Here is a 5,636-nt window from a genome sequence, read left to right on the forward strand (position 1 = left end):
GGCGCTACTATGCGCTGCTAGCCATGCTGACGCTTGTGATTCTGACTTTGCTTGGTAGGGCGGTCCATTTACATATTTTTGAGCAGAGCTTTTTATCCTATCAGGGCGATGTGCGCTCAATTCGTTACGAAAGGATTCCTGGGCATCGCGGAACTATCTCCGATCGAAATGGAGATCCTTTAGCCATTAGCGCAGCGGTTGAAACAATCTACGCCAATCCTAGCGAGATAGAGCTCAATGAAAAGGAGTATGCCCGACTTGCCTCGGCGCTCAGTGTAAACAAGAAGTGGCTTAAGAAACGACTAGAGTCTAACACTTCCAAGAAGTTTGTTTATCTCAAGCGTAAGACATCTCCTCACGAAGCCCGGCAAGCCATGCAGCTGGGCTTCACTGGTATTTACAGCCGACGAGAGTATAAGCGTTTTTATCCGGCAGGAGAGGTTGCTGCACATGTTGTCGGCTTTGCCAACATCGATGAGCAGGGGCAGGAAGGTATCGAACTTGCCTACAACGATTGGTTGAACGGTAGCGAGGGGAAGAAGCGAGTTGTTAAGAATCGGGCTGGTCAGGTCATTAAAGATCTAGGCACAACAGAGCTCGCAAAACCGGGCAAAGATATCTCTTTGTCGCTGGATATGCGCTTGCAATACTTGGCCTATCGGGAACTAAAAGCGGCTGTGGATACCCATAAAGCGCGTTCAGGGTCACTCGTGCTCTTGGATGTGGAGAGTGGCGAAGTGCTTGCGATGGTGAATCAGCCTTCTTTCAATCCAAATAATCGGCAAAACTTAAACGTCTCACATTTACGCAATCGCGCAATTACTGATTTGTTTGAGCCGGGCTCTACCATGAAGCTGGTAACAATGGCTGCAGCGCTTGCCTCCGATAAGTACTCTCTTTCTAGTCCGATCGAAACGGCGCCTGGGTACTTGCGCTTGGGTGGACGATCAATACGTGATCATAAGAATTATGGACGCCTTAGCCTGCTAGATGTGATCAAAAAATCGAGCAACGTCGGAACAAGCAAAATCGCGCTCGATTTAGGGCCGGAGGCGCTCTGGGATATGTTCTATGTGCTTGGTTTGGGTCAAGGAACAGGGATCGGCTTTCCTGGAGAGAATATCGGCCAATTACCAGATCCTTTTTCTATGCGTCCTGTTGAATTGGCTGCAATGTCTTACGGTTACGGCCTAAGTACTACGGCGCTCCAACTCGCTCAGGCGTATATGATTTTAGGCAATGGCGGCCACAAGCACAGTCTCAGTTTGATTAGGAAAGAGCAAAATGATGCGTCGCTCCAAGTGCTAAGTAGCGATATATCCGCTGATCTTGTTCAATCGATGCGAGCCGTTGTCGAGAAGGGCGGTACCGGCACGCGGGCGCAGGTTCCACTATATGCTGTGGGCGGTAAGACCGGCACAGTGCACACTGTTGGCCGAAATGGTTATAACTCAGATGAGTACAAGGCACTATTTGCCGGTGTGGCACCGACCTCAAAACCAAAGATAGCTGCCGTTGTCGTTATCGAGGCGCCTGCGGGCGCCGAGTATTATGGTGGCGAAGTCGCTGCTCCCGTCTTTTCTCGTGTGATCAACGGTGCGATGCGTATTCTAGACGTCGCGCCAGATGATTTAGCGCCTTTAATGCATGCAAATCAAGAATCGGCTTTGGCTGACGAAGGTAAGAGGGGCTGATATGAATAAACCGCGCCAGTACCACTCAGATTTAGCAAGTTTATTGATGGGCATCGAGCATGTTCCATCTGCGTTGAATACACAGATACATGGCTTGGTGTCGGACAGTCGAGCCGTCAAGCAAGGCGACTTGTTTATCGCCCTAGCTGGGCAGAGCTCTGATGCAGAAGCGAATGTGCGTGATGCAATCGAGCGCGGTGCTGCCGCTGTACTGATTGATTGCGATGAAAAAGATAAGGCTAAAGATCTAGATGCACACGAAGATGGGGACGCTGTAGAGCTGTACATTCCCGGTCTTCGTCGCCATGTGGGTGAAATAGCGCATCGTTTTTTCCATAAGCCAAGCGCTGAGCTTGAAGTTATTGGTGTGACGGGCACGAATGGAAAAACCTCGGTTGTAAATTATGTAGCCCAGTTTTGTGCCTCCGTTGGTTTGTCGACTGCGGTGATTGGCACCTTGGGCTATGGGATGTGCGCTCGAGGCGAAAAGCTAATCGAAACGAATCACACGACACCCGATGTCGTTGATGTGCATCGTTATTTAGCGCATCTGAGAGACGTTGGTGCCGAGCTTGTAGCGATGGAAGTGAGCTCTCATGGTCTTGCTCAGGGTCGCGTAGAAGGGGTGCGTTTTAGTGGTGCGGTTTTCACAAATCTTAGTCGTGATCACCTCGATTACCATAAAACAATGGACGACTATGCGGATGCGAAGGCTCAGCTTTTTGCTTGTCCGTCGTTGCGCTATGTCGTTGTGAATGTCGATGACCCTTATGCATCCAAGATATTTCAAAAGGTGCGTCCCGAGACTCGAAAGATCAGAGTGAGTACTAAGGTCGATGCAGAAATATCTGTCCAGCAAGTGAGTTATGAAAAGACAACTCGAGCAGTCATCAATGTTGGTGTTGATAGTGTAGAGCTGAATAGCCCGCTTCTGGGGCAATTCAATCTTTACAACTTGCTCTGTGTTTTGGGTGTTGCCTTGGCGAGAAAAAACTCTGCTAAGGAGTTGGGTAACATCAATTTAGTTCGATCCGTCGCAGGGCGTCTTGAGACGTTTAGCGCGCCAGGCGAACCGCTGATGGTAGTTGACTATGCCCATACGCCGGATGCGCTCGAAAATGTTCTAAAAACGCTCTCGCCACTGTGCAATGGCCGGTTAATTGCTGTGTTTGGCTGTGGTGGAGATCGCGACAAAGGTAAAAGAAAGGAAATGGGACTGGTCGCCCGCACTTATGCAGCATTCTCGGTGATCACGAGCGATAACCCGAGAACCGAAGATCCGAAATTGATTCTTGCTGATATCGAGTCCGCTTTTGATTCAAGCGATGCCGTCGCGTTGATTGAGGATCGTGGGCAGGCTATTCGTTATGCCTATGAGCATGGGAGAGCTGGCGATGTGATTTTGGTCGCAGGAAAGGGGCACGAAAACTACCAAGAAGTGAACGGCCAGAAATACGCCTTCAGCGATGCAGACTGTTGCAGAGCGCTTTTGGGAATAGGGCAGGGCTCGGCACACGATACCAGAGAGGGCGAGCAGTCGTGATTGTTGATATGCCACTTTCTGAACTGCAAAAGCGCTGTGGTGGTGAATTGATTGGCGACGATATGTTGTTCAAATCAGTCAGTACGGATTCCAGAAAAGTCGCTGATGGAGATCTCTACCTGGCTCTGAAGGGTGATAAGTTCGATGGACATGGCTTTGTTGAACAAGTAGAAGATCGCGCTGCCGCATTTGTATTGGAACGGGATTGTAAGGTCTCAAAGAGTCGTCTGATTGTTGATGATACCCGGTATGCTCTGGGTGCCATTGGGGCGTATTGTCGAGAGCATTTTAGAAAGCCAGTTGTCGCCATTACTGGAAGTTCTGGCAAGACAACAACGCGGAACATGTTGTATGCCATCTTGAGCACGCAAGGAGGAGTTTGCACTACTTTGGCCAATCAAAATAATGAGATTGGCGTGCCATTGACGCTCATGACGCTTAGTTCAGAGCATGTCGCAGCAGTCGTCGAGCTCGGTGCACGGCATATAGGGGACATTCGTTACCTTGGGCAGTTTGTAAAGCCGGATGTTTCGATTCTTTTAAATGCGGGCACGGCACATATCGGAGAGTTTGGCGGCTACGAGAATATTGTTCTTGGCAAGGGAGAGATCTACGAGGTGCTTGGCGAGCAGGGGGTTGCGATCGTCAATATAGATGATCCTGCTAGCGATCTCTGGTTAAAAAGCCTTTCAGGTCAGCGAGTGATTACTTACTCAGTAGCGAACGATGCGGCCATGGTGTTTGCTGATCATGTCGTTCTCGGCTCTGAGACCACGACGTTTCGAGTGCATTATCAAAGTAAGAGCGTTGAGGTAACTTCTGCTGCCACGGGAATGCACAACGTATCGAACGCATTGGCGGCATGCGCAGCGGCGCTGTCGTTGAATATCGATTTAGCCGCAGTCGTAGAAGGTCTATCACAGTATCAAGCTGAGTCCGGCCGTCTGAGCCGAGAGCGTTTAGCCTCAGGTATCACTCTTATTAATGATGCCTACAACGCAAATCCCGCATCAATGAAGGCGGGGCTCGACGTACTTGCAGCAGAAGCAAGCTATCGGATTGCTGTGTTAGGTGAAATGGGCGAGCTAGGGGGGCTAGCCGAGCGGTTGCATCTGGAGCTTGCCGAATATGCTGCGCAGAGTCAGATAGAAGAAATATGGTTAATTGGTCAATTTGCAGAGCAGATGGCCAGCCGAATAGGAAGTAAAGCAACAGTGTTTAACAGCAAGCAAGCAATCGCAAATGCCTTGGCAGGTGTTAACCAAAACCCGCTAACTGTCCTGCTCAAAGCATCACGTTTCGTTGCGTTAGAAGACGTCGTAAGTCTGCATAAGCGAGGGTGTGCCTGATGCTTTACTGGTTAGCTGACGTACTGAGTGAATATTTTGGGTTTTTGGCAGTTTTCAAATACCTAACCCTGCGTGGGATCTTGGGCGTGATTACCGCTTTATTCATCGCGTTGTGGGTCGGTCCTCATATGATTCATCGCTTGAGTACGCGTCAAATCGGCCAAGCGGTGCGCGATGACGGTCCAGAATCCCATCTAAGCAAGGCCGGCACGCCAACTATGGGTGGGGCTTTGATACTAGTCGCCATCGGCATTGCTACGCTGCTGTGGGCAGACTTAGGGAACCGCTATGTTTGGATAACATTGTTCGTGTGTGTCGCATTCGGAGCGATTGGCTGGGTAGATGATTACCGTAAAGTAGTAGAGAAAAACTCGCGAGGCTTACCGGGGAGATGGAAGTATTTTTGGCAGTCGGTGGCTGCCTTGGTCGCCGCGTTTTTACTCTATTGGACCGCATCACTGCCACAAGAGACCGCGTTTATTATTCCGATTTTCAAGGATGTTGTATTCGACCTTGGGCCAGCATTTATCGTCTTGACCTATTTCGTTCTGGTCGGTAGCTCAAATGCAGTGAATTTGACGGACGGTTTAGATGGGCTTGCGATTATGCCCACTGTTTTGGTCGCGGGCGCCCTTGGAATCTTTGCTTACGTTTCCGGCAACGCGGTATTTGCCGATTATCTTCATATTCCGTTCGTACCGGGCTCAGGCGAGCTTGTTGTTTTCTGCGGCGCGATGGTTGGAGCGGGGCTTGGCTTTCTTTGGTTTAACACCTATCCCGCACAAGTGTTCATGGGTGATGTCGGCGCATTGTCTTTAGGGGCGGCACTGGGAATTGTTGCTGTCATCGTTCGGCAGGAAATTGTCTTATTTATTATGGGGGGCGTGTTCGTGATGGAAACCATTTCTGTCATCTTGCAGGTCGCATCGTTCAAGTTAACAGGGCGCCGCATCTTTCGAATGGCGCCACTGCATCATCATTTTGAATTAAAAGGTTGGCCTGAACCACGTGTCATCGTCCGTTTCTGGATTGTCACCGTGATTCTGGTTT

General features: G+C 49.9%; 4 protein-coding genes. All 4 read left to right on the top strand.

Going from position 1 to position 5,636, the window contains the following annotated elements:
- On the top strand, positions 1 to 1,694 hold a 1,694-nt coding region (locus A3751_RS20330; protein WP_068458708.1), incomplete at its 5' end, for a penicillin-binding protein 2.
- Between the two features lies 1 nt (position 1,695).
- Positions 1,696 to 3,237 (top strand): UDP-N-acetylmuramoyl-L-alanyl-D-glutamate--2,6-diaminopimelate ligase, encoded by a 1,542-nt coding sequence (locus A3751_RS20335; RefSeq protein ID WP_068458709.1) that lies wholly within the window; start codon positions 1,696 to 1,698, stop codon positions 3,235 to 3,237.
- Entirely contained in the window at positions 3,234 to 4,586 is a 1,353-nt protein-coding gene (gene murF / locus A3751_RS20340; RefSeq protein WP_068458710.1) for a UDP-N-acetylmuramoyl-tripeptide--D-alanyl-D-alanine ligase, read from the top strand. Before A3751_RS20335 ends, murF begins: the two co-directional genes overlap by 4 nt.
- Positions 4,586 to 5,636 (top strand): phospho-N-acetylmuramoyl-pentapeptide-transferase (gene mraY, locus A3751_RS20345; protein ID WP_068458711.1); only part of this gene is annotated, 1,051 nt, incomplete at its 3' end. The genes murF and mraY, both read left to right, overlap by 1 nt.

It is taken from the genome of Oleiphilus sp. HI0080 (genome assembly GCF_001635135.1).

What these genes read in the sequence shown, in the direction of transcription:
- A3751_RS20335 (WP_068458709.1), top strand. Translation starts at nt 1,696, where the DNA reads ATGAATAAACCGCGCCAGTACCACTCAGATTTAGCAAGTTTATTGATG.